Annotated in this window: 26 protein-coding genes; 16 read left to right on the forward strand and 10 right to left on the reverse strand. The window is 69.9% G+C overall.

The window, feature by feature from the left end; genetic code table 11:
* Window positions 1-79 precede the first annotated feature (79 nt).
* From NS3_RS21610 to NS3_RS21625, 5 genes are all read left to right on the forward strand, one after another.
* On the forward strand, window positions 80-3,367 hold the full coding sequence (locus NS3_RS21610; RefSeq protein ID WP_067862624.1) for an ATP-binding protein: 3,288 nt from the start codon (window positions 80-82) through the stop codon (window positions 3,365-3,367).
* A 73-nt stretch (window positions 3,368-3,440) separates the two neighbouring features.
* Window positions 3,441-3,893 carry a nitroreductase/quinone reductase family protein gene (locus tag NS3_RS21615; RefSeq protein ID WP_245649738.1) on the forward strand — a complete coding sequence of 151 codons (453 nt, stop codon included), beginning with the start codon at window positions 3,441-3,443 and terminating at the stop codon, window positions 3,891-3,893.
* Between the two features lie 203 nt (window positions 3,894-4,096).
* A complete protein-coding gene (locus tag NS3_RS29235; protein ID WP_157101457.1) occupies window positions 4,097-4,234 on the forward strand; it encodes a hypothetical protein in 138 nt (45 codons plus the stop codon).
* Window positions 4,235-4,295: 61 nt separating this feature from the next.
* The gene (locus NS3_RS21620; protein WP_067862686.1) at window positions 4,296-4,712 is read left to right on the forward strand and encodes a hypothetical protein; all 417 of its coding nucleotides are present in this window, start codon (window positions 4,296-4,298) and stop codon (window positions 4,710-4,712) included.
* Window positions 4,713-4,863: 151 nt separating this feature from the next.
* Window positions 4,864-5,604, forward strand: coding sequence for an LGFP repeat-containing protein (locus tag NS3_RS21625; protein WP_067862627.1), 741 nt, complete (start codon window positions 4,864-4,866; stop codon window positions 5,602-5,604).
* Between the two features lie 278 nt (window positions 5,605-5,882).
* On the opposite strand, the gene NS3_RS21630 is transcribed toward NS3_RS21625, so the two are convergent.
* Genes NS3_RS21630 through NS3_RS21640 form a run of 3 tightly spaced genes read right to left on the reverse strand, consistent with a single transcriptional unit; the run spans window position 5,883 to window position 8,448 of the window.
* Entirely contained in the window at window positions 5,883-6,767 is an 885-nt protein-coding gene (locus NS3_RS21630) for a metal ABC transporter permease (RefSeq protein ID WP_067862629.1), read from the reverse strand.
* Window positions 6,764-7,507 (reverse strand): metal ABC transporter ATP-binding protein, encoded by a 744-nt coding sequence (locus NS3_RS21635; protein ID WP_067862631.1) that lies wholly within the window; start codon window positions 7,505-7,507, stop codon window positions 6,764-6,766. The genes NS3_RS21630 and NS3_RS21635 overlap by 4 nt, the downstream gene beginning before the upstream one ends.
* A complete protein-coding gene (locus tag NS3_RS21640) occupies window positions 7,504-8,448 on the reverse strand; it encodes a metal ABC transporter substrate-binding protein (RefSeq protein ID WP_067862633.1) in 945 nt (314 codons plus the stop codon). The genes NS3_RS21635 and NS3_RS21640 overlap by 4 nt, the downstream gene beginning before the upstream one ends.
* A gap of 192 nt (window positions 8,449-8,640) precedes the next feature.
* Here NS3_RS21640 and NS3_RS21645 point away from each other — a divergent pair, with 192 nt between their 5' ends.
* Window positions 8,641-9,876: a cytochrome P450 gene (locus NS3_RS21645; RefSeq protein ID WP_067862635.1), complete on the forward strand. Its 1,236-nt coding sequence runs from the start codon at window positions 8,641-8,643 to the stop codon at window positions 9,874-9,876.
* Window positions 9,877-9,882: 6 nt separating this feature from the next.
* Window positions 9,883-10,620, forward strand: coding sequence for a TetR/AcrR family transcriptional regulator (locus tag NS3_RS21650; RefSeq protein WP_067862637.1), 738 nt, complete (start codon window positions 9,883-9,885; stop codon window positions 10,618-10,620).
* Between the two features lie 7 nt (window positions 10,621-10,627).
* On the opposite strand, the gene NS3_RS21655 is transcribed toward NS3_RS21650, so the two are convergent.
* A complete protein-coding gene (locus NS3_RS21655; RefSeq protein ID WP_157101458.1) occupies window positions 10,628-10,969 on the reverse strand; it encodes a hypothetical protein in 342 nt (113 codons plus the stop codon).
* A 166-nt stretch (window positions 10,970-11,135) separates the two neighbouring features.
* Here NS3_RS21655 and NS3_RS30145 point away from each other — a divergent pair, with 166 nt between their 5' ends.
* The 3 genes from NS3_RS30145 to NS3_RS21670 all read left to right on the forward strand — a co-directional run bounded on the left by NS3_RS30145 (window position 11,136) and on the right by NS3_RS21670 (window position 15,765).
* A complete protein-coding gene (locus NS3_RS30145) occupies window positions 11,136-12,980 on the forward strand; it encodes a serine/threonine-protein kinase (protein WP_245649739.1) in 1,845 nt (614 codons plus the stop codon).
* A 31-nt stretch (window positions 12,981-13,011) separates the two neighbouring features.
* Entirely contained in the window at window positions 13,012-14,844 is a 1,833-nt protein-coding gene (locus NS3_RS21665) for a serine/threonine-protein kinase (RefSeq protein WP_067862639.1), read from the forward strand.
* 159 nt (window positions 14,845-15,003) lie between these two features.
* The gene (locus NS3_RS21670) at window positions 15,004-15,765 is read left to right on the forward strand and encodes a 3-hydroxyacyl-CoA dehydrogenase (protein WP_067862641.1); all 762 of its coding nucleotides are present in this window, start codon (window positions 15,004-15,006) and stop codon (window positions 15,763-15,765) included.
* A 92-nt stretch (window positions 15,766-15,857) separates the two neighbouring features.
* Here the strand turns inward: NS3_RS21670 and NS3_RS29250 are convergent, their stop codons facing one another.
* Window positions 15,858-16,016 carry a hypothetical protein gene (locus tag NS3_RS29250; protein ID WP_157101459.1) on the reverse strand — a complete coding sequence of 53 codons (159 nt, stop codon included), beginning with the start codon at window positions 16,014-16,016 and terminating at the stop codon, window positions 15,858-15,860.
* A gap of 304 nt (window positions 16,017-16,320) precedes the next feature.
* On the opposite strand from NS3_RS29250, the gene NS3_RS21675 reads away from it, so the two are divergent.
* From NS3_RS21675 to NS3_RS21695, 5 genes are all read left to right on the forward strand, one after another.
* Complete coding sequence (locus NS3_RS21675; protein ID WP_067862643.1) at window positions 16,321-16,596, forward strand: hypothetical protein; 276 nt, start codon at window positions 16,321-16,323, stop codon at window positions 16,594-16,596.
* A gap of 147 nt (window positions 16,597-16,743) precedes the next feature.
* Window positions 16,744-17,271 carry an SRPBCC family protein gene (locus NS3_RS21680; RefSeq protein ID WP_245649740.1) on the forward strand — a complete coding sequence of 176 codons (528 nt, stop codon included), beginning with the start codon at window positions 16,744-16,746 and terminating at the stop codon, window positions 17,269-17,271.
* 96 nt (window positions 17,272-17,367) lie between these two features.
* On the forward strand, window positions 17,368-18,738 hold the full coding sequence (locus tag NS3_RS21685; protein WP_067862645.1) for a flavin-containing monooxygenase: 1,371 nt from the start codon (window positions 17,368-17,370) through the stop codon (window positions 18,736-18,738).
* Complete coding sequence (locus NS3_RS21690; RefSeq protein WP_067862647.1) at window positions 18,735-19,739, forward strand: alpha/beta hydrolase; 1,005 nt, start codon at window positions 18,735-18,737, stop codon at window positions 19,737-19,739. The genes NS3_RS21685 and NS3_RS21690 overlap by 4 nt, the downstream gene beginning before the upstream one ends.
* Window positions 19,740-19,794: 55 nt before the next feature.
* The gene (locus NS3_RS21695; RefSeq protein WP_084495819.1) at window positions 19,795-20,640 is read left to right on the forward strand and encodes an SDR family NAD(P)-dependent oxidoreductase; all 846 of its coding nucleotides are present in this window, start codon (window positions 19,795-19,797) and stop codon (window positions 20,638-20,640) included.
* A gap of 59 nt (window positions 20,641-20,699) precedes the next feature.
* Here NS3_RS21695 and fadD1 read toward each other — a convergent pair whose 3' ends face one another.
* From fadD1 to NS3_RS21710, 3 genes are all read right to left on the reverse strand, one after another.
* A complete protein-coding gene (gene fadD1, locus NS3_RS21700) occupies window positions 20,700-22,307 on the reverse strand; it encodes a fatty-acid--CoA ligase FadD1 (RefSeq protein ID WP_067862649.1) in 1,608 nt (535 codons plus the stop codon).
* A gap of 123 nt (window positions 22,308-22,430) precedes the next feature.
* Window positions 22,431-22,775, reverse strand: coding sequence for a histone-like nucleoid-structuring protein Lsr2 (locus tag NS3_RS21705; RefSeq protein ID WP_067862650.1), 345 nt, complete (start codon window positions 22,773-22,775; stop codon window positions 22,431-22,433).
* Window positions 22,776-22,903: 128 nt separating this feature from the next.
* Complete coding sequence (locus tag NS3_RS21710) at window positions 22,904-23,899, reverse strand: NAD-dependent epimerase/dehydratase family protein (protein ID WP_067862652.1); 996 nt, start codon at window positions 23,897-23,899, stop codon at window positions 22,904-22,906.
* Window positions 23,900-24,046: 147 nt separating this feature from the next.
* Here NS3_RS21710 and NS3_RS21715 point away from each other — a divergent pair, with 147 nt between their 5' ends.
* On the forward strand, window positions 24,047-24,649 hold the full coding sequence (locus NS3_RS21715) for a TetR/AcrR family transcriptional regulator (RefSeq protein WP_067862654.1): 603 nt from the start codon (window positions 24,047-24,049) through the stop codon (window positions 24,647-24,649).
* 67 nt (window positions 24,650-24,716) lie between these two features.
* Here the strand turns inward: NS3_RS21715 and NS3_RS21720 are convergent, their stop codons facing one another.
* Together NS3_RS21720 and NS3_RS29565 are read right to left on the reverse strand one after the other, a co-directional pair.
* A complete protein-coding gene (locus NS3_RS21720; RefSeq protein ID WP_067862656.1) occupies window positions 24,717-24,992 on the reverse strand; it encodes a GlsB/YeaQ/YmgE family stress response membrane protein in 276 nt (91 codons plus the stop codon).
* A 144-nt stretch (window positions 24,993-25,136) separates the two neighbouring features.
* Window positions 25,137-26,170, reverse strand: a 1,034-nt coding sequence (locus NS3_RS29565; protein ID WP_067862658.1) for a DUF8176 domain-containing protein, incomplete at its 5' end; no start/stop codon positions are given.

A 26,170-nucleotide genomic window follows, 5' to 3' on the forward strand; every position in this document is an offset into this window, starting at 1 on the left:
ATGCGGTGAGCATGCGGCCGGGCGCTTGTAGCCCACTCCAGACGCACTTGCGAGCAACCGTCCCTACACTTGGCCGGTCATGATTCGGATCCAGGTACTCGGTGCGCTGACCGCGGCGGACGAGCGCGGTGAACTCGATCTGGGCGGTCCACGGCAACGCGGCGTGCTGGCACGACTGCTGGTCGCGCGAGGCGAGGTGGTCCCGGTCGATCGGCTCATCGACGACCTGTGGCGGGGTGAGCCGCCGCCGCGGGCACTGGGCGCGCTGCAGGCCTACGTCTCCAATCTGCGGCGACTGCTGGAGCCGCAGCGGCCGCCACGCGCTCCCGCGACGGTGCTGATCAGCCGCGCTCCCGGGTACGCGGTGCGTCTGAGCACCGAGGCGGTGGACGCGTGGGCGTTCGGCGCGGACATGCATGCCGCGGCCGGGCAGCTCGATCCGCGCGAGCGACGGCGAGCCCTGGAGCGGGGGCTGAGCCGCTGGCAGGGACCGGCCTACGCCGCCTACGCGGTGGAGTCGTGGGCGAGCGCCGAGGCGGCGCGGCTCGAGGAGCTGCGTGTGAGCGCGCGGGAACAGCTCGCGGCCGGCCTGCTCGAGCTGGACGAGCCGGCGCAGGCCGCAGCCCAGGCCGAGGTGCTGAGCCGAGAGCATCCGCTGCGGGAGGAAGCGTGGCGGCTGCTGGCGCTGGCGCGTTACCGGTCCGGGCGGCAGGCGGACGCACTCGCCGCGCTCCGGCAGGCGCGCGAGGCACTGGCCGAGGAACTCGGCATCGATCCCGGGCCGGCGCTGGCCCGATTGGAAGCCGACATCCTCGCACAGCGGATTCCGCTGCCCGAGAAGGTCGTCCTCGCCCCGCTGCCGGTGGACGCCCCGTCTCCGAAGGCGCCCGGCGTCGAGTCGGGCACCGGGTTGTTCGGCCGGGCCGCGGAACTCACCGCGCTGCTCGATGCGGCCCAGGGCAGCGGACCCCGGGCCGCGACCCTGGTCGGCGAGGCCGGCAGCGGGAAATCGACGGTGCTGCAGTCTGTTCGCGACGCCTTGACGAGGTCCGGGTACCGCGTGGTGCTCGGCCGCTGCCCTGAAGACGACACCGCGCCCTCCGCGTGGCCCTGGGTCGAGATGTTGCGGGCCCTGGCCGGTGAGTACGAACCCGGTGGCTTCGCGACGGCGCTCGCCCCGCTGCTCACCGACGGCGCGGACCTCCCGCAGGCCGACCGCGCGCACGGCCGTTTCCTGCTGCACCGAGCGGTGTGCGGCTATCTGACCGCGGTCGCCGCCGACCGACCGCTTGCGATCCTGCTCGACGACGCGCACCGCGGCGACGCCGAGACCGCGGCGCTGCTCGCCGCGGTCGCCACCAGCGTGCCCGCGCTCATCGTGATCGGCTACCGCCCGGACGAGGTGCCGCCCGCGCTCGCCGATGCCCTCACGACCTTGGCGACCACCATCCGCGTACGGGTTCGGCTGCAAGGGCTCGGCATCGAGGACAGCCGGCGGCTCATCACCGCGCTGACCGGGAGCGCACCGGCGACCTCCGTGATCGAGACGTTGCATGAGCGCACCGGTGGCAATCCCTTCTACCTCATCGAGATCGCGCGCCTGCTGCGGAGCGAGGGCGAGGTGGTCGCCGCCTCCGAAGTCCCGGAGGGTGTGCGGGATGTGCTTCGCCGCAGATTGTCCCGGTTGCCGGAAACGGCGGTGTCGCTGCTTCGCCTGGCCGCGGTGATCGGCCGGGAGTTCGATCTCGGGGTCCTGGTGCGGGCCGCCGAGGTGGGTGAGGACGAGGTGCTGGACGCGGTGGAGGCGGGTGCCTTGGCCGGGCTGCTGGACGAACCCGACACCGGTCGTGGCCGTTTCACCCACATCCTGGTGCGCGACACGCTGCTCGGGGACCTGTCGCGGATCCGCCGCGATCGATGGCATCGGCGCGTGGCCGCCGCGATCGAGGAGATCGATCCTGGGGATCTCGCCGCCCTCGCATACCACTACGTCGAATCGGTGACTCCCTCGACCGCGCGGCGTGCCGCCGAGTACGCGGTGGCTGCCGCCGAACGGGCCGAGCGACGCTACGCCCATGACGTCGCCGCCATCGGATACGAACGCGCGGCCACCGCCTTGGAACGAGTTCTCGGCGAGGACACCGTCGCGGAGCGAGTGGCGACGCTGTGCCGGGCCGGTCGCAGTCACCTCGCCGGCGGTGCCGGCCGCGCCGCGCGCGCCGCCCGCGATCGCGCCGCAGCACTGGCCGAGGAAGCCGGTCGGCCCGACTTACTGGTGCGAGCGTTCACCGCCTGGGACACTCCGACACCGTGGCTGAACCGCTCCTACGGTGTGGTGGAGCACCAAGCGGTCACCCGGCTGGAGGAGGCGCTGCGATTCCCCGCCCTCACCGCCGCGGACCGATGCCGGTTGCTGGTCACCCTGATCGACGAGGTCGGCGGCGAGACCGGCGAGCGGGCCGCCCGCGCCGCCGCCGAAGCCGAGGCGATCGCCCGCGAACTCGGGGACGACACCCTGCTCGCTCCGGCGTTGCAGGCCCGGGCCTCGCTCTACGACACACCCGAGCGGGGCCCGCTCGGAGCAGAGCTGATCGAACTCGGGCAACGCAACGACCAGAGCGCCTATTTGCTTCTGGGCCATACCGTCTCGTTCCAGGCCGCCGCCTTCGCGGCCGACCTCACCGCGGCCCGCGAGCATCTCGAGGCGGCCACCGTGCTGGCCGACCGCTACCAGTGGCGGCAAGCGCAGGTGGCCAACACCATGGCGCGCGGGCTGCTGGCGCTGGCGGCCGGGGATCCGGACGCTGCCGAGCAGCAATATCTCCGTGCTCACGAATCACTGAGACGGGCAGGGATTTTCAACTCGGACGGCATCCTGGCCATCGCGATGTTCACGGTCAGGTTGTACCAGGGCCGGGCCGGGGAGTTGGTCGAGATGATCGGCGGTCTCGCCGAGAGCGCCACCCAGGCGACCGTGGATGCCGTCGCGGATTTCCAGGTGCTCGCACTCCTCGCCACCGGCGACCACGCGGCGGCCGAGCGGGTCCGGCGATCCGCGCGACCCGTCCGCGACGATCTGTTCCGCTCGCTGTTCCTCACCGTGCGCGGCATGGTGGTCACGGCATTGGGCACGCCGGAGGAGGTCGACGCGATCTACCGAGATCTGCTGCCCTACCGCGACCGGCTCGGCGGGGCCGACACCGGCTCCTACGCCGTAGGTCCGGTCGACACCGTACTGGGTGACCTCGCGGCACTGCGCGGGAAGCCGGACCTGGCCGCCGAGCACTACCAGGCGGCACTGCGCCTCGCGCACCGCTGCGGCAACCCGGTCTGGCTCGCCGCCGCTCGTGAACGGCTCGACCGCTGATCGGTCACTAGTCCCTCCCAAGCCGAATCCGGACCGTTGTCCTGGACCGACTCGACCCGACCGAGGAGCAGCCGTGCCCGACATCCGCCGGACCGCCACCGACCTGTACCTGAAGACCGTGACAACCCTGCATCGCAGGCTGCTCGAGGTCACCGGCGGCCGGGTGGGCACTCGCTTCAAGCGCATGCCCACCCTGACCCTCACCACCACCGGCAGGCGCAGCGGGCTGCCGCGCACCGTCGTCCTGACCGTCCCGGTCGTGCAGGGCGACAGCTACCTGATCGTGGCGTCCAGGGGCGGGGACGACCTCTCCCCCGACTGGTTCCACAACCTGTGCGCCCATCCCGAGGTCGCGGTGTCGTTCCAGCACGGGCCGATCCAGCCGATGACGGCTCATGTCCTCAGCCCGGCCGAGCGCGAACGGCGGTGGCCGGAGGTCATCGCGGCGTACCCCGGCTACGAGACCTACCAGAAGCGAACGACTCGACGGATACCCCTCATTGTGTTGACCCCGCTCGGCATCTGATCCAGCTGGGCCAGCGCGTCCTGATCGATCCGGCCGTGCTCGTTCGGGTCGGCATGACGGGTCTCACAGCGCGCGAACATGCGAGGCGAGTTCCGGGGTTCTACGCTTTCGGAAGAGTCCGTCGTTGCGAGGGACGCGGCGTCGCATCCTTCGCTGGAGCGGGCGCCGTTTCGACCCGATTCCCGGGGGCAAACATGGCTCTGTTGATCACACTCCTGTTCATCCTCTTCGCCGTCACCGCACTGGTCGTCGTCGCCGCGTACGCGACGGTCGTGCTCACCTATTGGTTCGAGATGCGCCACGGTCACTCCGATCCGCCGGAGGCATTCACCGCCCGCTGACCCGCGGCCGGTTTGGGTCCGATGCCGCAGGTAACTACGGTGACGTAGGGAGGTGCGGCGCATGGACGGCGGAGCCGACAGGCACGACGGACTCGACAGGCACAGCGAAGTCGACAGGCACGAAGACGTCGACAAACACTGGTCCGATCCGGAGGGCTCGCGGCAGGTGATGCGGTTCGGCGTGGCGATCCTGGCGACCGCGTTGCTCACGGGCGTGATCATCGCGATCTGGGCGGCGACCCGTGATGCCTGCGAGACCGCCGACGCGTTGCTGTGCGACGGGGCCTCGCAGGGGGCCATGGTCGCCGGGCCCGCGCTGGTGCTCGCGGCGGGGTGGATCGGCGCGTTCGTCATCACGTTCCGGCGGTGGCGCGAGGGGCGCGTCTGGCCGATCTGGCAGGGCGCCGGGTGGTTCTTCTTCTTTCTGCTGCTCGCCTACCTGTCCATCGGCGGCAGCGTCATCACCTCCGGCGGGTGAGACGCGCCACCTCCGGACGCCATCGGATAACGCCGGTCGAGCCGGAAGCGATGGAGTCGATGTCGTCGGTCCCTGTCCGCCACGCTGCGCAGGCCCGCGCCGATCTTCTCGGCACGGGCGTCGCGGCATCGATCTGATCAGGAGTTACCCCATGACACGGCTTCCGCAGTCCCGTGCGGTCCGTCGCACCGCCGCGGCGACCGCCACCTTCGCGGTGCTGTTCACCTCGGCCCTCGGTGTCGCCGCCGCCCGGCCGGTCGGCGCGTTCGACGTCGGCGGCGCGATCGAAGTGGAGTTCGACCAGGCGGGCGGTCAAGGCGTGCTCGGTGACCCGACCGGTCCCGAGCTCGACGCCGCGGCCGGCGGCCGCTACCAGGCCTTCGCCAACAATGCCGCCATCTACTGGCGCGGCGACGTGGGCGCGCACCAGGTGGGCGGACCGGTCCGGGACAAGTGGAACAGTCTCGGCGCGGAGGGCGGCAGCCTCGGCTACCCGGTCACCCGCACGCTGGACACCCCCGGCAACACCGGCGAGTTCACGCACTTCCAGAACGGCAGCGTCTACTGGTCGGTGGGCACCGCCGCCCACAGCGTGAGCGGCAAGATCCGCGACAAGTGGGGCGAACTGGGCTGGGAGTCGAGCCCGCTCGGCTTCCCGATCACCGACGAGGCCACCGGCCCGAACAACGGTCGCTACAACCTGTTCAACGGCGGCGCGATCTACTACACCCAGCGCACCGGCGCGCATCCCGTCTGGGGCGTGATCCGCGACAAGTGGATCGCCGCGGGCGCGGAGGAAGGCCGCTACGGCTATCCCACCAGCGACGAATACGACTACGAGGACGGCAAGGCCCAGGATTTCCAGGGTGGTCGCATCACCTGGACCCCGTAAGCAGCTCCCATCGATCCGCCCGGCGATCGCGACTTGTCCGGCGCCGGGCGGTTTCGCGGGCGGCGGCGATCGGCAGCGTCTGCGGTGGTCTTCGCCGTATTGCCCGGCATCCGACCACGCCGGACCACCGCGCTGACCGGCCGTGTCCGGCGACGACCGGCTCTCGACAGTTCCTCGACAGCGGTTCCGTGCGGTCGTATCCGAGACATGGCCGTCGGCCCCGACTGCACGGTCGGTGCGAGTCGACGGCGGGGCGATCCGCGATCGACTCCGGGCGATTACTGCGCGTCCAGGCCGACCGGCTCGACATGGCGTCTGCGTCCGGCGGTGATCCGGCGGCCAAGCACACCGTGCTGCGGAGCGAACAGGTACACCAGCACGAACACCGCGCCCTGGATGACGACGATCATCGCGCCCGAAGCGGTGTCGAGGTGGTAGCTGAGGTACAGCCCGGTCACCGCGGCGGCGACGGAGATCGCGGGGGCGATGAGCAGCATGCGCTGGAAGCGGTCGGTCAGCAGGTAGGCGGTGGCGCCGGGGATGATCAGCATGGCCACCACCAACACGACGCCGACCGCTTGCAGGGCGACCACGGCGGTCAGGGCCAGCAGCCCGAGCAGCGCGCTGCCGAGCACACGCGGGTTCAGACCGATGGCATGGGCGTGGGTGGGATCGAAGGCGAACAAGGTGAAGTCGCGGCGCAGCAGTACCAGGGCTAGCAGGGTGATCGCGGCCAGCACGACCACCTGGATCAGTTCGCCGCGATCGACGCCGAGCAGGTTGCCGAAGACGATGTGGTTGAGGTCGGTCTGGCTCGGCGTGACCGATACCAGGACCAAGCCGGCGGCGAAGAAGGTGGTGAACACGATGCCGATCGCGGCGTCCTCCTTGACCCGGCTGGTCTCACGGACCAGCCCGATCGCCCCCACCGCGGCGAAGCCGAACACCACCGCGCCGACCGCGAACGGCAGTCCGGCGATGTAGGCGAGCACCACACCGGGAAGCACGGCGTGCGAGACCGCGTCGCCCATCAGCGACCAGCCGATGAGCACCAGCCAGCACGACAGCACCGCGCAGACGGTCGCCGCGGCGACCGTGGTGATCAGCGCGCGGACCATGAACTCGTAGCCCAGCGGCTCGAGGAAGATATCGATCGGGTTCACGAGGTGACCTCCCGGTTCAGAACGTCCAGGCCGAACGCGGCGGCGAGGTTCTCCGGTCGCAGGACGTCCTCGGGTAGACCCCGGGCGAGCACCTTGCGCATCAGCAGGGCGGCTTCGTCGGCCAGGCCGGGCAGGGCGTGCAGGTCGTGGGTGGACACCAGGACGGCGGCACCCTCGGCGGCGAGTTCGCGCAACAGTGCGGTGATAGCGGCTTCGGAGCGCTTGTCCACCCCGGCGAACGGTTCGTCGAGCAGCAGCAGCGTCGCTTCCTGGGCGAGCGCACGCGCCACGAAGGCCCGCTTGCGCTGCCCGCCCGACAGCGCGCCGATCTGCCGGTCGGCCAGATCGGTGAGCTGCACCCGTTCCAGCGCCCGCGCGACCGCGTCCTTGTCGGCGCGGCGCGGCCTGCGCGGGAATCCCATGCGACCGTGACGCCCGGTGAGCACCACATCGCGCACGGTCAGCGGGAAGGTCCAGTCGACGTCCTCGCTCTGCGGGACGTAGCCGAGCAGGCCGGCCCGGCGAGCCACGCGCGGCGAGTCGCCGTAGAGCCGCACCGCGCCGGTGGTCGGTTTCACCAGGCCGACGATCGTCTTGAACAGCGTCGACTTGCCCGAGCCGTTCATGCCGACCAGACCGCAGATCCGGCCAGGGGCCAGGGTGAGCGACACACCGTCGAGGGCGAGCACCTCGCCGTAGCGGACGGTGACGTCGTCGACCTCGACGGCGAGTTCACTCATGCGGGCCTCCCGGTCAGCGCGGTGGCGATGGTGCGTGCGTCGTGCCGGATCAGGTCCAGGTAGGTGGGCACGGGACCGTCCGGTTCGGACAGTGAATCCACGTACAGTACGCCGCCGAACGCCGCGCCGGTCGCGTCCACGACGCGCCGCATCGGGGCGTCGGAGACCGTCGACTCGCAGAACACCGCGGGCACCGAGCGCGCGCGGACGAAGTCGATGGCCGAGGTGATCTGCTGCGGGGTGGCCTGCTGTTCGGCATTGACCGGCCAGATGTACTTCTCGGTCAGACCGGCATCCCTGGCCAGGTAGGAGAACGCGCCCTCACAGGTCACCAGGGCGCGCTGATGCTCGGGCAGACCGGCCAGCGCGCTCACCAGATCCCGGTGCACGGCGTCGAGTTCTGTCTTGTAGCGCTCGCCGTTGGCGCGGAAGTCCTCGGCGTGCGCGGGATCGAGCTCGGTGAACGCGCGCACCATGTTGTCCACGTAGACGCGGACGTTCAGCGGTGACATCCAGGCGTGCGGGTTGGGTTTACCCGCATAGGCGTCGCCGGTGATGTCGATCGGCTCGACACCGTCGCTGACCACCGCCCGGTCGACCTCGATCTGGGCCAGGAACTGTTCGAACCAGGCCTCCAGATTCAGGCCGTTGTCGAGCACCAGATCGGCGCGCGCGGCTTTCTTGATGTCGCCGGGGGTCGGCTCGTAGCCGTGGATCTCCGCGCCGACCTTGGTGATGGACTCGACCCGCAGATGCTCGCCCGCGACATTGCTCGCGATGTTCGCCAGCACGGTGAAAGTGGTCAGGACGGTAGGACGCGGATCGTCGTCGCCTTCGGCGGCGGAGCACGCGACGAGCGCGACGGCGAGCAGACAGGCGCAAAGCGCCGCGATCGGCGAGCGCACCGACGCGAGACAACGGCGGAACACAGCGAGCTTCATGCAACCGGATTCTAAGTTTCGGTGACCCTAACTTTCAACTTCGAGTATACGTCCATACGACACCGGGCGACTGGCAAACCCGCAGCACCAGGGCGGTAAAAGTGAATTAACACGTTTTACTAAATACTGTTCACAAACGGAGGTGTGGTGTGGTTCACTCCGAGGTGAGCCCACAGCCCCGAGGAGGTAGCCGTGTCCGTGCCGTCCGTGCCATCCCTGTCGCACGACTTCGATTTCACCGATCCCGATCTGCTCGCCACCCGGCTTCCGGTCGAGGAATGGGCCGAGCTGCGCCGCGCCGCCCCCGTCTGGTGGGTCGATCAGCCCGACGGCGTCAGCGGCTTCGACGACGGCGGCTACTGGGTGGTGAGCAAGCTCGAGCACATCAAGGAGATCTCCAAGACCCCGGAGATCTGGTCCAACAATGCCAATACCGCGGTCATCCGATTCAACGGCGACATCTCCCGCGACGAGATCGACATCCAGCGCGCCATGCTGCTCAACACCGACCCGCCCGCGCACGACAAACTGCGCCGCATCATCTCCCGCGGCTTCACCCCGCGCGCGGTGCAGTCGCTGCGTGACGCGCTGCACGAGCGCGCCGAACGCATCGTGCACGAGGCCGCCGAGAGCGGCAGCGGGGACTTCGTGCAGCAGGTGGCCGCCGAGCTGCCGCTGCAGGCGATCGCCGAACTGCTCGGCGTGCCGCAGGAGGATCGGGGCAAGATCTTCGACTGGTCGAACCAGATGATGGGCTACGACGACCCGGAATTCGGCGGCGACCACAAGATGGCCACCGCCGAGATCATGGGCTATTCCTGGAATCTCGCCGAACAACGGCGCGCCTGCCCGGCCGACGACATCGTCAGCACACTGCTCTCGGCCGACATCGACGGCGAGGCGCTGGGCTCGGAGGAGTTCGCCTGGTTCGTCATCATGCTCTCGGTCGCGGGCAACGAGACCACCCGCAATGCCACCACCCACGGCATGAAGGCGTTCGTCGACTTCCCCGAGCAGTGGGAGCTCTACAAGGCCGAGCGTCCTCGTACGGCACCGGACGAGATCGTGCGCTGGGCGACCCCGGTGGTCGCCTTCCAGCGAACGGCTCTGTGCGACACCGAAATCGGCGGACAGGCGATTCGCGAAGGTCAGCGCGTCGGCCTGTTCTACTCCTCGGCCAACTTCGACGAAGACCACTTCACCGACCCGCACACCTTCGACATCACTCGCAATCCGAACCCGCACGTCGGTTTCGGCGGCACCGGCACGCACTACTGCGTCGGCGCCAATCTGGCCCGGCTGCAACTGGATCTGATCTTCAACGCGATCGCCGACGTGATGCCGAACCTGCGGCAGGTGTCCGAGCCGGTGCGGCTGCGTTCGGGCTGGCTGAACGGGATCAAGAGCTGGCAGGTCGCGTATGCCTGAGTCGCGATGCTGAGCGGGCAGCCGGTCCGGCGCGGCCGGCTGCCCTCGGTCGCTTCCGCCGACATCCGGCGCGCGGCCAGGAGGCTGCTGACCGAGGCCGGGCCCGAGGCGATGACGCTGCGGGCCATCGCCCGCGATCTCGGGGTCACCGCGCCCGCGCTCTACCGGCACTACGGTTCCCACGAGGATCTCGCCGACGCGCTGCGCGCCGAGATCTGCCTGGACCTGGCCGAGGACCTGGCCGCCGAGGCCGCCGCGGAACCCGACGACGGACTGCTGCAATTGTTCGCCATCTGCCGGGGTTTCCGGCGCTGGGCGCTCACACACGCCCACGAGTTCACGCTGGTGTTCGCCTCACCGCATCGTGCGCGCACCGACGGGCCGCGCCGCTACGAGGAACCGTTCGGCCGGGTCTTCCTCGCGGCGGCCGGACGTCTGCTCACCGCCTACGATCCGGTGCTCCCGCCGGTCGAGACCATCCCGGAAGGCGTGCGCGAGGACCTGGTCCGCTATCGCGGCGAACTGCTGGCAATGCTGTCCGGAACCGGTGCGAGCTTCCCCGCCGACAAACTCGACCTCGGGCTCACCTACCTCATGATCACCCTGTGGGCGCGGCTGTACGGGCACGTCACGCTGGAGGTGTTCGGCAATTACCCGCTGCCGGTCAGCGATCCCGAGGCGCTGTTCGACACGGTGCTCGCCGACCTGGCCCGCGACTTCGGGATAACCCAGGGTGCCGGATGAGCGGCACTTACTGCACGGTGATGCCGGTGCCGATGCGCACGACCACCTGCTGATCGGTCACCTCGGTGACGGCGATGTCGAAGCCCTCCGCGGACTGCGTCTCACCGATCGGCACCAAGACGTTCTTTCCCGCGACCCCCAGGGTCACCATGTTCCCGTCGACGGAGACCAGTTCCACGTCGACGCCGAGGACGCTCGCCTTGGCGTCCACACCGCGAGTGAAGGTGATGGTGCAACCGTCGACATGGCACTCGGCCGTCGAGCCCGGCCCATCGACGGTGCAGGCGGTGACACCCAGCGGAGCGAGCAGGGCGAACAGGGACATGGCGATGAGCCGACGCAGAAGCACCCGCTCAGTCTAGAAGGGATTGGGCGGGCGCGATATTCGGTTCGGGATGAATCGGCGGGCCTTCGATCCGGACCTTTCGGACGCGCTCGGGGTGACCTCCGTCGGCGGCCGCGCGTACCGTTGGCGGGCATATGCGTATCCTGCGACCGGGAGGAGGAGGTCGGTCGTGCCATCGCTGCAACCAGGCGACGTCTTCGCCGGATATCGCATCGTCCGCAAGCTGGGGGCAGGCGGGATGAGCGCGGTCTACCTGGCCGAACACCCGCGGCTGCCGCGCCGGGACGCGATCAAGGTGCTCGATCCCGGACTCGGCGGCGACCCCGAGTTCCGCGCCCGGTTCGAACGCGAAGCCGAACTCGCCGCGCGCCTGGAACACCCGAACGTGGTGGCCGTCTACGACCGCGGCGAGGAAGCCGATCTGCTCTGGATCGCCATGCGCTTCGTCGACGGCGTCGACGCCGGCGAGCTGGTCCGGCGCGGCCGCGCCGAACTCCCGCCCGAACGTGCGGTGCGGATCGTCGCCGCCGCCGCGCGCGGACTCGACGCCGCGCATCGGCGCGGGCTGTTGCACCGCGACGTCAAGCCGGCCAACATCATGGTCTCGCGCGCCGACGACGGCTCGGACTCGGTGCGCATCGCCGACTTCGGCATCGCCCGCCCGATCGGCGCCTCGACCACCACCTCGAACTCGGTGCTGGCCAGCTTCGCCTACGCGGCCCCCGAACAGTTCACCGGCGCTCCGCTCGACCACCACGCCGACATCTACGCACTGGGCTGCACCCTCTACGAAATGCTCACCGGCTCGGTGCCTTTCGTCAAACCCTCCCCCGCCGCCGCCATGCAGGCGCACCTCTACGAGCGACCCGCGCCGCCTTCCCGTACCGACCCGGAGTTGGCCGCTTTCGATCCGGTGATCGCCCGCGCCCTGGCCAAGGTTCCCGGGCAACGCTACGGCTCCTGTACAGAGCTCGCGCAGGCCGCGTTCGCGGCGCTCGCGCGGTCGCGGCACGGCGAGGCGGCCCGTCCGGTCGAGTGGTCGCCGAATCACACTGCGGCATCGGACTTCCCGGGCGCTCCGGTCGCCGCGCCGCCGACAGGTTCCCGGCCCGTCCCGCCAGGAACGGTCGATGCGCCGACAGGAGGCCGGTATCGGCCACCGTATGACGCCTCGTCCGAACCGGCGTGGGCCGGGTCCCACGAGGCACCGATGTTCGGGCCGGCACCCGCCCCCCTGTCCCACTACGCGGAGCCCGGGAACGCGGTCCCGTGGCACCGAGCGGGCCCACAGTTCGTCCCGGCTCCCGGACCCGCGCTTCCCCGGAGCGCAATGCCCGGCGGCCCGTCACCGACCGCATCCACCCGCCGGACGACCCGGGCGCTGATGCTCGGCGGCTGCGTATTGATCCTGATCGTGTCGGCGGTGGTCGCGACCGTGCTGGTCCGCGGCGCGGGCGAGACGAGCGTCGCGGGTCCGGTCACCGGCATCGGATCGCCGTCCACCTCGAGCCCGTCCGCCTCGAGCGCCGAGAGCACCGGCCCGGCCCCGACGAAGGTGAGTACCACCGGGCCCTCGTCCGGCTCCGCGCCGGTCTCCCCGGCCTGGGGTCCGGCCGCCTACATCGTCGAAGCGTTCCCCGGCCTGCTACCCCCCGAGCCGACCGGCGCCGGGTACCAGGGCATGCGGTGCGCACTCAACGACGATGCAGGCGAATGGTTGCACTGCCCAGCGGGTACCGACGACGGCATCAACGTCAACATCCGATGCGATGCCGACCGCGGACCCCTGATCTACCGCTCGGACACCACCGGACTGGCCGGGCTGCGGGAGGAGACCTGGACCAGGCCGTCGGGCAGCGGCAAGGTGCGCTGGGCGAGCGACAGCCTGGCCGGCTTCGGGCTGTTGGACGTCTCCTTCGACGACCCGGACCGCTCGTTCTGCGTCGTCTCGGCCAGCGGCGGGTCGGGCGGGCAGGACGTCTACGACCGTTGGTGGCGTTCGGCGCCGATCTGAGCACGCTCGATCCGAGAACGAGGAGCACGACATGGGGTTGGCGCCGGGCACGGTGTTCGCCGGGTACCGCATCGAGCGCGCGCTCGGCGCGGGCGGCATGGGCACGGTCTATCTCGCCCGCCACCCTCGGCTGCCGCGCTCGGTCGCGCTGAAGGTTCTCGACGCCGAGGCGGGCGAGGATCCGGAGTATCGCGCGCGCTTCGAGCGCGAAGCCGAGATCACCGTGCGCCTCGACCACCCGAACGTCGTGGAGATCTACGACCGTGGCGCCGAGGACGAACTGCTGTGGATCGCCATGCGCTTCGTCGCGGGAGCGGATGTGGCGCACCTGATCCAGGGCGGGATGCCACCGCGACGCGCCGTCGGCATCCTCGCCCAGGCGGCCGCCGGTCTGGACGCCGCCCACCGGCGGGGGCTGCTGCACCGCGACGTCAAACCGGCCAATCTGCTGGTCACCGAGGACGACGACGGCGGCGACCACGTGTTCGTCGCCGATTTCGGCATCGCGCGCAGCCGCGACGACACTCACCTCACCGCCGCGGGCGAGCTGACCGCCACCCTGGCCTACGTGGCGCCCGAACAGATCGAGGGCCGCGAGCCCGACCACCGCTGCGACATCTACGCTCTGGGCGTCACGTTCTACCAGATGCTCACCGGCACACTGCCGTTCCCCGGCCTCACCCCGGCGGCGGTCCTGCAGGCCCACCTGCTCACCCCGCCGCCCCGCCCCTCGGAGAAAGTCCCCGGCCTGCCACCGGGCCTCGACCTCGTCGTCCTCACCGCACTCGCCAAGAACCCCGACGACCGCTACCCCGACTGCCGCGCCATGGCGGCTGCCGCCGAGGCCGCCCTGCGCCCGTCCACTCCGCATCGGGGTCCGGCCGGCCACCCGCCACCCCCACCACACCGCACCGCGAGCCGCACCGCGCCCACGACGAAGAGCACGGCCCCGGCGACGAACGGCCCCGCGCCACAGTCGGGCTCAGGCCCCCACGCCGTAGTTCCGGGTGGGCCCGGCACCACGTCGAGCCCACCGGCCGCCGCCTCGGCAGCCCAGGCGGTAGTGCCGGGATCGCGCGCCACGGTGTCGGGCCCGCACAGCACACCGTGGGGACCGCCGGGCCCCGCGTCGCCCGGCCGGGCGATTCCGCCGCCCGGCTACGCGGCCCCTTCCCGACCACCCACCGGCCCCACGCCCACCGCGAATGGGCGGTCGGCCGGGCGCGTGACGGCAGTCGCGGCCATCGCTGTCTGCCTGGTCGTGGTGATCGCGGTAGTGGTCGTGATCGCCCGCTCCGGCGCGAACTCGACCGGCACCGGCGTCGTCACCGCCACCGCGGCACCGCCGATCCCACCGACGAGCACAGCCCCGCCGTCGACGACCACAGGCCCGGCGACGGCCACGCCCGCGACCGGCCAGGCCCCGGTGAACATCGCCTGGGGACGCGACGGCGCGCTGGCCGGACTCCTGCCGGGCCTGGTGCCCGACACCCCCTCCGCCTCGGGGTACCAGGGCGCCCGCTGCGCCGACATCGACGTGCTCAACAACGGCGGCGCGCCTGCGCTGGAGTGCGAGCAGAGCAACGGAATCCACTGGTACGCATGGTCGTTCCGGCCGGGAGACCCGCGCCGGGACTCGACCTTCGAGACGAACATCGACAACGCGACCACCCGTGAGGAAAGCTGGCAGCGCGCGTCCGGCACCGGCCGGGTGCGCTGGACCCATTACACCGAGGTCGGCACCGGTTTGCTCACCGTCGTCTTCGATGATCCGGACCGGCGATGGATCGTGATCGATGTGAGCTGGGACGGCCACACCGGCCAGGACCTCTACGATCAGTGGTGGAGTTCGGCGCCGCTGTGACCATTGCGCAGCACTGAAAACCGCGGAAATTGTGAGAACGACGGTTTACTTCTAGGTGACGCTCTCGCTATATTACGGACGCCGCACGCACCGCGAGGTGCGCGCGCGGCAGCGCACGGATCCGGTCGCCACGACCGGTCACGCAGAAGGGAATTCGAGATGCGGATCGAAAACACCGTCGCGGTGGTCACCGGCGGCGCCTCCGGCCTCGGCCTGGCCACGGTGAAGGAGCTGCACGCCCACGGCGGCAAGGCGGTCATCATCGACCTGCCCTCCTCCAACGGTGAGGCCGTTGCCAAGGAACTGGGCGACGGCGTCGTGTTCGTCGCGGCCGACGTGACGAACGAAGAGCAGGTCGGCGAGGCGCTCGACGCCGCACAGGAGCTGGGCGACCTGCGAATCGCCGTGAACTGCGCCGGCATCGGCAACGCGATCAAGACCGTCTCCAAGAAGGGCGCGTTCCCGCTGCCCGACTTCACCAAGATCATCAACGTCAACCTCATCGGCACGTTCAACGTGATCCGGCTGGCGGCCGAGCGCATGGTCGCCATCGATCCGGTGGGCGAGGAGCGCGGCGTCATCATCAACACCGCCTCGGTCGCCGCGTTCGACGGTCAGGTGGGTCAGGCCGCCTACTCCGCGTCCAAGGGCGGCATCGTCGGCATGACGCTGCCGATCGCCCGCGACCTGGCCGACCAGAAGATCCGCGTGCTGACCATCGCGCCGGGCCTGTTCCACACCCCGCTGTTCGCCACCCTGCCCGACGAGGCCATCGCCTCGCTCGGCGCGCAGGTCCCGCACCCCTCGCGCCTGGGCGACCCGGCCGAGTACGGCGCCCTGGCTCGCCACATCGTGGAGAACCCGATGCTCAACGGTGAGACGATCCGCCTCGACGGCGCGATCCGCATGGCGCCCCGGTAATCCGACCGCCGCATACGCACGTCCGGCCCCACAACCGTCTCCCCGGCGGGTGTGGGGCCGTCGTTCTGTCCGGCCGAACGCCGGACGGCCGGTCAGCGTTGCGAAGCGGAGTTCGAGGTCTTCGGATCCCGCGCGGAGTGCGTGGTGCCCATGACGTCGGCCCACCAGTCCGCCAGCGGGCTGGGGTCGGGCCAGATCACCCGGTCGTTGTCCTTCGGTTCCCGGCTACGCGCGGTGGTGTTGTCCATCATCGTCTGCCCAATCCTTCGGTGAAGATCCTCGCCTCGGCCGCGCCGACGAGGCGATGCTCGATCTGGATACCACCGTTTCCCCACATCAAACCTCACGGTCGGCTCGGTGCAGGGGACAGTTCGCGGATCGCGGAACGCTTCACCGTGGCCCGGTTGCGTCCGGTCCGGCCACCAGCACCGCGACGAAACACAGCGTGGCGATGCCGGACAACACCACCACCGGCTCGAGGAACTGCACACCACCCGCTACATCCGTGAGGTCGAGGCTGCCGATATCGATGCGCGGGGACGGCTCGATCTGCTGATGGAACTGGTGCTCGCCGATGACGAACCCGCGAACGTCGAGGTCGCGATCAGGGCCTGGGCACTCGACGATCCGATCGCGGCCGCGGCCAAGGAGCGCGTCGACCGTTCCCGGCTCGCCTTTTTGCGAAAACTGCTCGCGGAGTGCGGATATGACGAGGCCGACACCGAACAGATCGCGCAGATCCTGTATCTGCTGGTGCTCGGTTCGGGCAATATGCTTCCTGGTGTGACGCCCGAGCAATTGCGGGCGCTCTGCCGGCGGGTCCTGTCATGACCGGTGACAACTCTGGCCCACCAGCCCCGGATTACGGGGTCGCTTCGCGGCCCAGGTCGCGGATCCGGGGTGAGGGCTGCGGCCGGCGACGCACGAATGGCTGCCGACACCTGTCGTGGCGTGGCGGCGGCCGATAGGGTCGGCCTCGTGCTGAATACAAGACAATCCCGCACCACCGAGGTCTCCGACAGCGTCGTCGTCGCCGTGGATCCACAGACCGCCTACGAGCGGGTCGGCGATGTCACCCAGATGGGACGGTGGAGCCCGGAGAACACCGGGGCGGTTCTCGCCGACCCCGGCGCCCCGGTGAGCGCCGGGGCGCGATTCGTCGGATCGAATGTGCGACGCGGTTTCCGCTGGCAGACCGAGTGCGTGGTGACTGCCGCCGAGCCCGGCAGCCGGTTCGCGTTCGCGGTGCGCAAGTTCGGCATCGGCAAGCCACTGCTTCCCGTGGCGATCGCGACCTGGGAGTACCGGTTCGAGCCCGTGGACGGCGGTACCAAGGTCACCGAGATCTGGCACGACGACCGCGCGAAGTGGCCGGACGCGGTGGTGAGTATCTACGACCGACTGGTGACGGGCAAGCGCGGCTTCGCCGAATTCCAGCGCGGCAATATCCGGCGCACCCTGGATCGGCTCAAATCCGAACTGGAAGCGGAGGCGACATCCGCCTGAACTTCCGTTTGGCGAAAACCCCGACAGCAGTGCCCGGATCTGCGAATGTGACTACGTGCAGACACCGAGCGAATTCTGTCTGCTGGAAGGATCGGGATGTACCTGCCGCGCACAGCTGTCATCGGGGCGGGCATCAGCGGCCTGACCGCGGGCAAGATGCTCACCGACTACCGCGTGCCCTACGTCTGCTTCGAGTCCTCGGACCGGGTGGGCGGCAACTGGGCATTCGGCAACCCCAACGGCCACAGCAGCGCCTATCGCTCCCTGCACATCGACACCTCCAAGCATCAGTTGTCCTTCCGCGACTTCCCGATGCCCGAGCACTACCCGGATTTCCCGCATCACAGCCAGATCAAGCAGTACCTCGACGATTACGCCGAGGCGTTCGGGCTGACCGAGTCCATCGAGTTCGGCACCACCGTCGAGCACGCGCGCAGGCTGGCAGGCGGCGGCTGGGAACTGACCACCGGGCGCGGTGAACGCCGTGTCTTCGACCTGCTCGTGGTCGCCAACGGCCATCACTGGGATCCGCGGTATCCGCACTTCCCCGGCGAGTTCAGCGGCACGACCCTGCACGCCCACCACTACATCGATCCGTGGACGCCGCACGATTTCACGGGTGCGCGGATTCTCGTCGTCGGGCTGGGCAACAGCGCCGCCGACATCGCGGTGGAACTGTCGTCGAAGGCGCTGGGCAATGCGCTGACGCTGTCGACCCGGTCGGGGGCGTGGATCGTGCCGAAGTACATCGCGGGCAAACCGGCCGACAAGTACTACCGCACGTCCCCGTATCTGCCCGTCTCGTGGCAGCGCAGAATCGCGCAGTGGGGTCAGCCGTTGCTGAGCGGGCGCCCGGAGTCCTACGGGCTGCCGACGCCCAATCACAAGTTCTTCGAAGCGCATCCGACGCAATCGGTGGAACTGCCGCTGCGGCTGGGCTCCGGCGATGTGATCGCCAAACCCGATATCGCCCGATTCGACGGGCACACCGTGCATTTCACCGACGGCAGTCACGACGATTTCGACATCATCATCTACGCCACCGGCTACAACATCACGTTCCCGTTCTTCGATCCGGAATTCCTCAGCGCTCCGGACAACCGGATCGATCTGTACAAACGGATGTTCGCCCCGGGCATCGACGACCTGGTGTTCGCCGGCTTCGCCCAGGCCACACCCACACTGTTCCCGTTCGTGGAGGCACAGGCTCGGCTGATCGGCGCCTACGCCGTCGGCCGCTACCGGCTGCCGTCGCCGGAGCGGATGCGGCAGGTGATCGCCGAGGACCAGCGGCGCTACACCGGGCACATGCTCGACACGCCCCGCCACACCCAGCAGGTCGACTACTTCCTCTACGAGCACGATATGCGCGCCAAGGAGATCCCGGCGGGCGCGACCAGGGCACAGGTGCACGGCCCACCGTCGTGGGCGCGGGTCGCCGAGGTCGAGGCGGGCGGGGTCCGATGAGCGCGCGCAGCACGATCCGGTTCGACTCGTACGGCACCGAGTGCGACGCCTGGTTCTTCACCTCCGACGCGGCGAGTCCGTTCGACAGGCAGGCCGGCAGGCCCGTGGTCGTGATGGCGCACGGGTTCGGCGGCACCAAGGATTCCGGCCTGGAGCCGTTCGCCCGGCGGCTCGCCGCCGCCGGTCTGGCCGTCTTCGCCTTCGACTACCGCGGTTTCGGCGCTTCGGATGGCACGCCCCGGCAGCGGATCCACCTCGCCGGACAGCTCGAGGACTATCGATCGGCGATCGCCGCGGCGGGCAAGCAGGCCGGCGTGGACCGGTCGCGGGTGGTGCTCTGGGGCATCTCGCAGTCCGGCGGGCACGTGCTCGTCCTGGCCGCCGAACGCGCCGACGTCTGCGCGGCGATCTCGGTGGCGCCGATGGTGAGCGGGCTCTCCGCCGGTCGGCACGCGCTGGCCCAGCACGGGCCGGTCGCGATGGCCTCCTCCACCGTCGCGGGGGTCCGCAACGCGCTGGCCACCCGGCTCGGCGCGGCGCCGACGATGCTGCCGCTGGTGGGCAAGCCCGGCGAGCGCGCCGCCCTGACCGCCGAGGGGTACTACGAGAGCTATCTGGCGCTGGCCGGGCCGACCTGGCGTAACGAGGTGGACGCCTCGGTGGGGCTGGAGATCGGCGGCTATCGCGCGGACCGGCACGCCGACCGCATCACCGCGCCGGTGCTGGTGCAGATCGCCGATGTCGACCGGGCCGCACCCCCGCAGGCCGCGGCGAAGGCGGCGTTCGCCGCCCGTGCCGAAGTCAGGCACTACCCCTGCGACCACTTCGACGTCTTCGCGGGCAACGACTGGTTCGAGCCCACCGTCGACGATCAGATCCGGTTCCTGACAAGGAAACTGCTCGGCACGACGCACGCGGATGTCGCGCCGAGCACACAGCAGGCGGCGCACCTGTCCACAGCGGGCACTCCTACCGAGCGCACGGCGACCGGAGGTGTGTGAGAAGTGCCCACAACGACAGCGAGCGGCGGAACGCACCCAACTGCCGGGTCGAAGAATGAGTGACCAGAACAACGGAAATCACGCCCGACAGCCGTCGGCTCCAGCCGACCGCGATCAGGACGCGCCGGCACACGGCGACGCGACCGGTTCTCCGACCGCGCTTGTCGTCGGCGGCGCGTCCGGCATCGGCCTGGCAACCGTGCGAGCCTTCGCCGCCGAGGGCTACCGCGTAGTCCTCGCGGACGTGAACACCGAAGCAGCCGAACGCCTCGCGGCCGAACTCGGTGTCACCGTCCTCAGAATGGACGTCACGGACGAGGACTCCGTGGCCGCCGGGTTCGCGGCCGTGGCGGACCTGCGCGCCGTGGTGAACTGCGCCGGGCTCTCGATGCCGGGCCCGGTCACCGACCTCGAACTCTCGGCCTGGCGGACCACCATCGACGTATGCCTCACCGGTAGCTTCCTCGTCGTCAAATACGCGGGCAGGCATGTGGTCGACGGCGGCAGCGTCACCTGCATCGCCTCGCTGAACGCCCACCAGCCCGGCACCGGCATGGCGAGCTACTGTTCCGCCAAGGCGGGCGTGGTCATGCTCGTCGAAGTGGCGGCGCTGGAACTGGCCCAGCGCGGCATCCGGGTCAATGCGATCAACCCGGGCCTGGTCGACACGCCCCTCGTCGCCGGGGTCGCACTGGTTCCCGGGCTGCGCGAGGAGTACCTCGAGAACACCCCGCTCGGCCGCAGCGGCTCCCCCGAGGAGATCGCCGACATGGCGGTGTTCCTCGCCTCCGACAAGGCGCGCTGGATGACCGGATCGGCCATCGACCTCAACGGCGGCGCCCACCTGCGCCGCTACCCGGACGTACTCGGCCGGGTGCGGGCGATGGCCGACGGCACCTGAGAACGCTCGTTCACAGGGGCGGCCGGTCTGCCGGATCCCCGACGACGGTCGAGCAGGGTTTATCGTGCCGCAGAATCTTCCAGCTTCTCCGCCTCGGCGACCCGGTATTCGAAGGAACGAGCCGGGCGCACCCACAGGGTGCCACCGCCCGCCGTCACCCCTTCGGACTTGAGTTCGCGTTTGAGGATCTTGTTGGTCGCGGTCGAGGGCAGATCGGTGTTCACCCGAACGTATCTCGGCCACGCCTTCGGGGACAGGTCGACCTGCGCGCGCAGGAAATCGGCGAACTCCGGCGGGGTGAGGGTTTCGTTGTCGCCCAACACGATCGCGGCCATCACCGCGTCGCCGACCTGTTCGTCGGGGACGCCGTAGACGGCGACGCGGTTCACGACGGGCAGTCGTTGCAGCACGCGCTCGATGGTGCCCGCCGCCAGATTCTCCCCGTCCACCCGCATCCAGTCCGCGGTGCGCCCGGCCAGGTAGATGAAGCCCTCGGCGTCCTTGTAGGCCAGGTCGCCGGACCAGTACATGCCGTCGCGCAGGCGATCGGAGGTCGACTCCTCGTCGTTGTAGTAGCCGACGAACAGGCCGGCCCCCTGGGTGTTCACCAGCTCGCCGATGGCAGCGTCGGAATTGATCAGGGCGCCGTTGGCGTCGAATTCCGCGGGCGGACATTCGGTCACGGTCTCCGGGTCGTATACCGCCACGCCCGGGAAGCCCTTGCCGATGGACCCCGCGGGGGTCTCGCCTTCCCTGGTGATGATGATCGCCAGCTCGGTCGAGCCGAATCCGTCCCACACCTCGCAGCCGAATCGGCTGGAGAACTCCGCGATGTCGCGGTCGGTGGCCTCGTTGCCGAACGCCACCCGCAGCGGGTTGTCGGCGTCGTCCGGGCGCGCCTCGGTGGCCAGGATGTAGGCCAGCGGCTTGCCGACGTAGTTCATGTAGGTGACGCCGTAGCGGCGGATGTCGGACAGGAACGTCGAGGCCGAGAACCGGGCGGGCACCATGGCCGCGCCACTGGTCAGGGCGACGCAGAGGCCGCCGAGGATGGCCGCGGAATGGAACAGCGGCATCGACAGATAGCAGACGTCCTCGGGCCCGATGCCGAAGCGGCCGACGAGCGGCGGACCGGCGAACGGCACCATCATGTGCGCGAGTCGCACGGCTTTCGGATTGCCGCTGGTGCCCGAGGTGAAGATGAGCATGAAGGTGTCCATCGCACTCGGTGTGGCGAGCGGGTCGAGGTCGCCGGCGCCGGCGACCAGGTCCGCCCATTCCGGCGCCGAAGTGTCCACCACCAGCACGCCCGGGAGTTCGAGGTCGGCGAGCAGCGCGCGATGGGCGGCGTCGGTCAGGACGATCTGGACGTCGGCGCGGGCGATGTCGTCGGCCAGCGCCGCGCCACGGCGGGTGTCGTTCAGGCCGACGGTGACATACCCGCCGAGTGCGCTCGCGGCCAGCGCGAACAGCATCTCCGGGGTGTTGCCCAGCAGTGTGGCCACATGCGGCGGCCGATCGCGATCGAGCATCGCCAGCACGGCGGCGGCCCTGTGCTTGCCGCCCTCGACGTATTCACGCCAGGTCCAGCGGCGATCCTCGTAGGCGACGGCGAGATTGTCGTCTTCCGCGCGAGCGTGGAGAAGTGCGGTGACTGTATCGGCCATGCCGAGAATCTAGAACGCGTTCTCATCCCACGGATGCGGATTCGCCGAAATAGGCCGTCGACAGCGACTCGGACATTTCCGGCTGTCGCTCGCTCGACGACCTGTCGGCCCACGGGAGATGGCTCAGCCCTGGGGGTTTGCCCGGTGGTAGGCCTCCACCACCTTGGCCGAGACCCGGCCGCGGCTGGACACCTGCATCCCTTCGCTCTGCGCCCATTTGCGAATGGCCAGCGTCTGGTCCTGCTCGCCGTCGCGGCGCGCCTTGCTCGTGGTCTTGGCCCCCGGCGCCTTGCCGACCCGGCGGGCGTACGGGGTCCACTGCGCGAACATCGCGCGCAACTGTTCGGCATTCGACGCGGCGAGGTCGAGTTCGTAGTGCACACCGTCGAGTGCGAACGCCACGGTCTCGTCCGCGACGGAGGTGCCGTCGATATCGTCGACGAGCAGCACAGTCACCTTGCGGGCCATCAATTCCCCTTACCTGGACACGAATGAGCAAAGGACACAAGCGTAGCCAGTGTCACCGGCCTACCTCCACTCGGAAGCGGGCAGCGACTCGCGAGGGTATCCGAGAGTGCGTTCCGGGCGCGTCGCGCTCAGGCCTCCACGGGGGTCAAAGCACGGCCCATCGCGTCGAAAATCGATTCGCGGATCGGTCGCCAGCGCACGCCGAGATCGGCGAGAGTGCGGGAATCGTCGGTCGGGGTGGCCGCGGTCAGCAGCCAGGCCGCCTCGTAGCTGAGGCCGGCGCTGAGGGGGGTGAGCCGCGCGACCAGATCGCTGGTCCGGCCGATCCCGCGAAACACACCGGGCGAGATCGGGATTCGGCGAATGCGTCGGCCGCCGGCCTCTTCGAGCAGGTCGACGATCTGATCGAAGGTCAGCAGATGGCCGCCCGCCAGGTAGCGGCGCGGCCCCTGCCCCGGCTTCATGAGGGCCGCGTGCACAGCCGCCACATCGCGCACGTCCACCATCTGCATCCCGCCGCGCACACTCGGGGCGAACCCGCTGCGCAGCATGACCGCCCAGCCGTCGGCGGTGATCCCCGCCTGCGGGCCGAGAGCCGGCCCGACCACCGAGGCCGGATAGGTGATGACCACGGGTGAGCCCGCCGCCTGCAGAGCACGGGCGATCCGGTCGGCGGTCGACTTCGTGCGCCCGTAGGCGCTGCGGCCGGGCGCGGTCGGGCTGTCGGGGGTGATCACCGGGTCCGGGCACGGGAACAACGCGCTGTAGCTGGCGACGTGCACGATGGGGTCGAGACCGAGTTTGGTGGCCTCGGCCAGGATGCGGCCCGTCGCTTCGACATTGACCTCCCACATGAGCGCCTCGCGCCGGTCGTCGGTGCCGACGATGCCCGCCGCGTGCAGCAGCGCGTCGCAGCCGTCGAGCAGCGTCGAGACCACCTTCGGGTCACGGATGTCGCCGGTGACGGTCTCGATGCGATCGACGTCCGCGCCGAACAGCGCGAGCGCCGCGGCCACGTCCTCACGGGGATGCACGAGCAGCCGAACGGCGTGTCCCTCGGCGAGCAGGGCGGCCACGGTGTGCGATCCCAGATAGCCGGTGCCCCCGGTGACCGCGATCAGCACGGCAGGCTCTCCCTCGACAGGCACATCGTCGACCTCTTCCTCTCCGGTTCGGCGTCGCCCGCGCACCGCAAAGCGGGACAATCGACCCTCACGATTTCGACACCATAATCGATACCACTGGCATCGTAATACCGACTGGGGAGCTGGATGACGACATCGGCCGACACGGAACCACCTCCACGCGCGGCGGGCAGGCCGCGCGATCAGACGATCGAGCAGCGGGTCCTGCCCGCCGTGCGCGCGCTGCTGATCGAGACCGGCTACGACGACCTCAGCGTCCGGGCCGTGGCAGGCCGCGCCGGCGTCGGGCGGGCCAGCATCCAGCGTCGCTGGGCGAGCAAACCCGAGCTGGTCCTGCACGCCGTCCTCGGCGAGGTTCCCGACCTGTCCCCCTTCGCGGGCGCCGACCGCCGCGGCTGGATCGAATGGGTGCTGCGCGGCAGCCGCGAGCTCTTCGCCCGGCCCGAGGTCAGGGCCGCCGTCCCCGGCCTGCTCACCGCCCTCGACCGCGACCCCGACCTGCGCCACCGGCTCTGGTCCGGATTCAGCGGTCCCGCGGCCGCGCTGCTCGCTCCTCCCGACATCGCCGGCGAAGACGCCGATCTGCACGCCCAGGCCCTCATCGCCATGGCCGCCGGCTCGGCGCTGTTCCTCGAACTGGTCGCCGACGACGACAACGGGGCGATTCACGCCCACATCAGTCGATTGATCCTCGCCGCCACCGTCGACGAGGGTGAGCCGGCGTCATGACACGACGAGACCACCGCACCCCGGTCGACAAGGGGAGCGGTGGTCTCGCTCGTCAGAACTCAGTGCATCAGCGCACGGCGCCGCGACGGCTGGTGAACGCGCGGACCAGGAACAGCAGGATCACCGCGCCGGCGAGGCAGGTGAAGAAGCTGAACCACAGGCCGGCGCCCTCCACGTCCACGCCGAACAGGCTCAGCAGGAATCCACCGATCAGGCCTCCGAGGATACCCACCACGATGTTGAGCACGATGCCCTGCTGAGCGTCGGTTTTCATGAGCTTGCTGGCAATCCAACCGGCGAGGCCTCCGATGATGATCCAGCCGATGATTCCGAGACCAAGCATCACTTCTCCTATCCTCGAGCTAATGCACGCCCGACGGCGTACGGTGCCGAGGTAATACCCTCGCCGCGCGGAACAAACCGGCACATTCGGACGTGAACCACAATCGGCGCGCGAGCCACAATCGGCGCACCATCCGAACAACCGCTACGCCATCGATATCGACTCGATCAGCGTCTTGCCGGTGTGGCTGCGGGTGGCGATGGACTGCAGGAAGGTCTTCGGCTGTTCGTCCGGGTACTGCTGGGTCAGCCGTACCTCCCAGCGGGTCAGGCCGTCCGCCGACGGGGCGTGCGCCTTGGTGATGTGTACGCAGTACCGGGTGCCCACAGGGACCTGGTCGATGCCACGCTGGATCTGGTCGGCGGCGGGCACGGCGGAATCGGGCGTGACCACCGCGCGCGCGGCCGCGCCGGAGCGCAGAACGTAATAGGCGTGCTCGAACGCCAGGATCGCCGAGGGACCGTCGGTGGTGCCGCCGGGCTGGGTGCCGGAGACGACTTCGGCGGAATTGCGCTGTTCGCAGCCGGGAGTCGCGACCGCGGCGGCTTCCGGGGCGAGGGTGGTCGGCGCGGGCGTGCGGGTGGCCTGCTCGACCGGCGGCAGTTCGGCACGCTGCTCGGGCGGCGCACTCGGCAGGACCGCCCAGACGATCGAGCCGACCGCGATCAGCACGCCGACGACAACCAGGACCGCCAGCATGCGGTCGTTCCCGGAATCGCTGTCGCCGCCTTGCGGGCGCGGCCTGCGCAACGACGGGCCGGGGCTGCCGCCGGTGCGGTCGATCAGCGAGGGCAGCGGCTTCGGCTCGTCCGGTACGTTCTCGTCGAAAATGTTCGCGGTGGAGTACTTCCGGTCGAATCGGTGATCGCCCGGGCCGGGATCGGGCGCGTTCATCTCGGCGGTGTCGTGATCACCGGCGGCGTGATCACCGGCGGCACGGTCGCTGAGATCCTGATCGTCGACAGCGTCGTCGCCGGAATAGTTCTCGCCGTCGTAGTTGCCGCCGTCGTAGTTGCCGCCGTAGTAGTCGTCCCCTGGGTCGCTGCCACCGGGGTCGCTGCCGCCGGAGTAGTTCTCGCCCGAGTAGTGCTCGACGGAGTCCTGATCCTCACGGTCACGGTCGCGTGGCGCATCCGCGGCGGACGCGCCCGTCGAAGTCGGCGCGCGCTCACCCGCCC

The organism is Nocardia shimofusensis NBRC 100134, assembly GCF_001613125.1.
GTDB lineage: Bacteria > Actinomycetota > Actinomycetes > Mycobacteriales > Mycobacteriaceae > Nocardia > Nocardia shimofusensis.